The sequence below is a fragment of the Pseudomonas sp. genome (assembly GCF_037994325.1).
Lineage (GTDB): Bacteria > Pseudomonadota > Gammaproteobacteria > Pseudomonadales > Pseudomonadaceae > Aquipseudomonas.
In genome coordinates this window covers 1-3355 of record NZ_JBBNAH010000389.1, presented here as the reverse complement: position 1 = coordinate 3355, position 3355 = coordinate 1, and the positions used below count along the sequence as shown (strand labels likewise).

The 3355-nt window shown below is 61.2% G+C and carries 3 protein-coding genes; all 3 read left to right on the top strand.

Annotated features, from left to right (window positions below; genetic code table 11):
• Nucleotides 1-137: 137 nt before the first annotated feature.
• Entirely contained in the window at nucleotides 138-575 is a 438-nt protein-coding gene (locus AAAB16_RS13270) for a hypothetical protein (protein WP_340663746.1), read from the top strand.
• Nucleotides 572-2053, top strand: a complete 1482-nt coding sequence (locus AAAB16_RS13265; RefSeq protein ID WP_340663745.1) for an ATPase domain-containing protein — start codon at nucleotides 572-574, stop codon at nucleotides 2051-2053. Before AAAB16_RS13270 ends, AAAB16_RS13265 begins: the two co-directional genes overlap by 4 nt.
• Nucleotides 2050-3355: diguanylate cyclase (locus AAAB16_RS13260; protein ID WP_340663744.1), on the top strand; the 1306-nt coding region annotated here is incomplete at its 3' end. The genes AAAB16_RS13265 and AAAB16_RS13260, both read left to right, overlap by 4 nt.

Genomic DNA, 3355 nt, shown 5'->3' with positions numbered 1-3355 from the left:
CCTCTAAGCGGTTTAGCGCACAGACCTGGTGATGGTGGGTGTGCAACGGTACTTCGCAACTGCGTCGCGCCCCCGTTATGAGTGGCTAATTGGGGAGGCGCTAGACCAAAAAGTGTATTCACCAAGTGACCCTGTCCATGGACCGTGACAACACCAATAAAGCTACAGGCAGGGCACTGTCACGTATCGGCGAAGACCCAGGCTTAGTCGCAGCGGTCGAAGCAATCATAGCTACCTTGGCCGACATCTCCCTCGCGCTCACCCCCATCATTGGCCAGCATGGCGTGGCGGCGTTGTACAAACGCAGCCTGTTTGTCTGCGTCGTGCGCCAAGCGTGCCTAGCCGACGTGGCGGCTAAAACTGCTAGCCACGACGATGGCCTGGACCTCTCGCCGCTGCGTGCAGCATTGCTGCTGCAAGACGCACACACGGTGAATGTGTGCAGCAACGACCTGCTGAATACCCTTAACCAACTGCTGACGTCGTTGATTGGCGCTTCGCTCTGCGAACGCTTGCTGCGCAGTGCGTGGGAAAACTCTTTGTGCGGCCAACCCCCGCAGGACACCTTGCTATGACCAGTCCCAAGCCGACCGACAAAGTGGTCATCAACCGCCTGCGCACTGGCGTGCCAGGGTTGGACGAGGTGCTCGGCGGCGGGTTGCCGGAGTTCTCCTTTAATCTGATCGCCGGGCCGCCCGGGTGCGGTAAAACCACCCTGGCGCACCAAATGATGTTTGCCCTGGCCACCGCCGAGCGCCCGGCCTTGTACTTCACCGTACTGGGTGAGCCGCCGTTGAAAATGCTGCGCTACCAACAGCAATTCGACTACTTCGACAGCGAGGCGGTAAACCAGTCGATTCGTTACATCAACTTGGCCGACGCCACTCAGGCCGGGGATTTGGACGAGGTGCTGCGGCGCATCGTTGCCGAAGTCGAGAAGCATGGGCCGTCGCTGGTGTTCGTCGACTCGTTCCGTTCGGTGGTATTGGCCAGTCAAACGCAGAGCAACCCGAACAATAACCTGCCGCAGTTTGTGCAGCAGCTAGGCATGCTGATGACCACCTGGCAGGCCACCACGTTTCTGATTGGCGAATACTTCAGCGAAACCGACAGCAATCCGATTTTTACCGTGGCCGACGGCCTGATCTGGCTGCGCCAAAGCGTGTTGCGCAACTCCATGGTGCGCAAAATGGAAGTGATGAAAATGCGCGGCCAACCGACCTTGCCCGGCCTGCATTCATTTCGTATCGGCCAGGCCGGCATCCGCGTCTTTGCGCCTGCCACTGCGCCCGGCAACACCCCTCGCCAGGAACCCAGCCGGCGTCTTTCCAGTGGAGTGCCCGCGCTGGACGACATGCTCGGCGGCGGCATACCGGCCGGCTACTCCCTGCTAGTGGCAGGGCCGTCGGGTTCGGGTAAAAGCATTTTGGCGGCGGCCTTTCTGGCCGAGGGCGCGCGGGTGGGAGAGAAGGGCGTGATAGCGGTTTTTGAGCAACGTGCCGACCGCCTGCAGAACCCGATGCTATCGGCGCTGATCGACGAGCACATGGTGACCCTGGTCGACAGCCGCGCGCCCGACCTGTCCATTGACGAGATTATTCACCTGCTGTTGGCCGAGATAAAACGCGTCGGCGCCAACCGCGTGGTGATCGATTCGCTATCGGGCTTTGAACTGTCATTGGCGCCAACCTTTCGCGAAGACTTTCGTTCGTCACTGGCCAGCCTGGTCAGCGCCCTGGCTGCCACCGGCGTGACGGTGTTGATGACCTCTGAGCTGGAAGACCGCTACACCGACCTACGCTTCAGCCCCTACGGCACAGCGTTTCTCACCGACGCGATCATCGTGCAGCGTTACGTCGAAATCGACAGTCAACTGCTGCGCGTAATGGCCGTGGTCAAAGTGCGCGCCAGCGCGCACTCCGACCAACTGCGCCAATACCGTATTGACGATCAGGGCATTCAACTAGGCGAAACACTCGCCGGGCATGAAGGATTGCTTAGCGCCAGCCCGCGCCGAGTGCTCGGCGCTGCTGCGCTAGGGGCTGAGCTGTGAGCGAGAGGCAGGCTGGTAACGACGCAGCCCTTGCGCAAGCCAACCGCGAGCTGGCGCTGGTCAACCAGCAAACCCTCGACGCCCGTAACGCCCTGGCGTTGTTACAGCGAACCCTGCTGACAACCCAGGAGCAACTGGAGCAAAACCAACAAGCAGAGCGGTTGCTGGAAGCCAACGGCCACCTGATCACCGCCGCCCTGCTCGCACAAACCGAAGCCGAGCTGGCCACTCGCGAGCTGATTGAACTGGCGCAAACGGCCAAGTGCGATGCACTCACCGGCCTGCCCAATCGCACCCTTTTCGGCGAACGCATCGTTGCAGCCATCGCCGGTGCCAAGCGGCGCAGCGAAGGCCTGGCGCTGTTGTTTCTGGACCTGAATGAATTCAAACGCATCAACGACACCTTAGGGCACTCTGTAGGCGATGAAGCGCTGATCGAAACTGCCATGTGCCTGACTAGCGCCGTACGCGAGGTCGACACCGTGGCGCGTTACGGTGGCGACGAATTCCTGGTATTGCTCAGCGACGTGGCGCAGCGCTCAGACGCCTTACTGGTGGCCGAGAAAATCATCGCCGCGCTCGCCGCGCCGCGCATCATCGGCAAAAACGTACTGCGCCTGACTGGCAGCATCGGCATCAGCCTGTACCCCGAAGACGGTGAAGACCCACAAACCCTGATCGACTGCGCCGACGCCGCCATGTACCGCGCCAAAGGCCACAATATCGGTGTTGCAGCCCCCGTCGTGCCCGGTGGTGGCCGCGACGGCAATCAGCATGACCTGGCGCGCCCGCAAGTGTTGCTCAGCCACTACGACAACGCCCTGGCCGAGCACGAGCGCCAAGGCCGGCAACAGCGTGAAGCCAATGAGCAACTGGTGTTGGCCGTACTTAACGCCCACCAACTGCAAGCCTCTGCCGAACATGCCCACCGCCAGCAAAAAAACCTGCTGGCCATGGTTGCCCATGAACTGCGCAACCCGCTGACGCCGCTGGCCATGACCGCTGGGCTGCTGATCCGGGTAAAAGCCGAAGAGCTACCGCGCATGCAGCAAATCATCGAACGCCAAGTGGCGCATATCTCGCGCTTGATCGACGACCTGCTCGATGTTTCCCGCGCCAACACCGGCAAACTGCGCCTGGACCCAACACTGATGGACATGGCCGACACCCTCAACGAAGCCGCCGAAGCCATTCTCCCGCATATCGAAAAGCGCCAACAACGCTTCGACTTCATCATGCCCGCGCGCGCCTATTGGTTGAATGGCGACGCCGTACGCCTCACCCAAGTGCTCAGCAACCTGC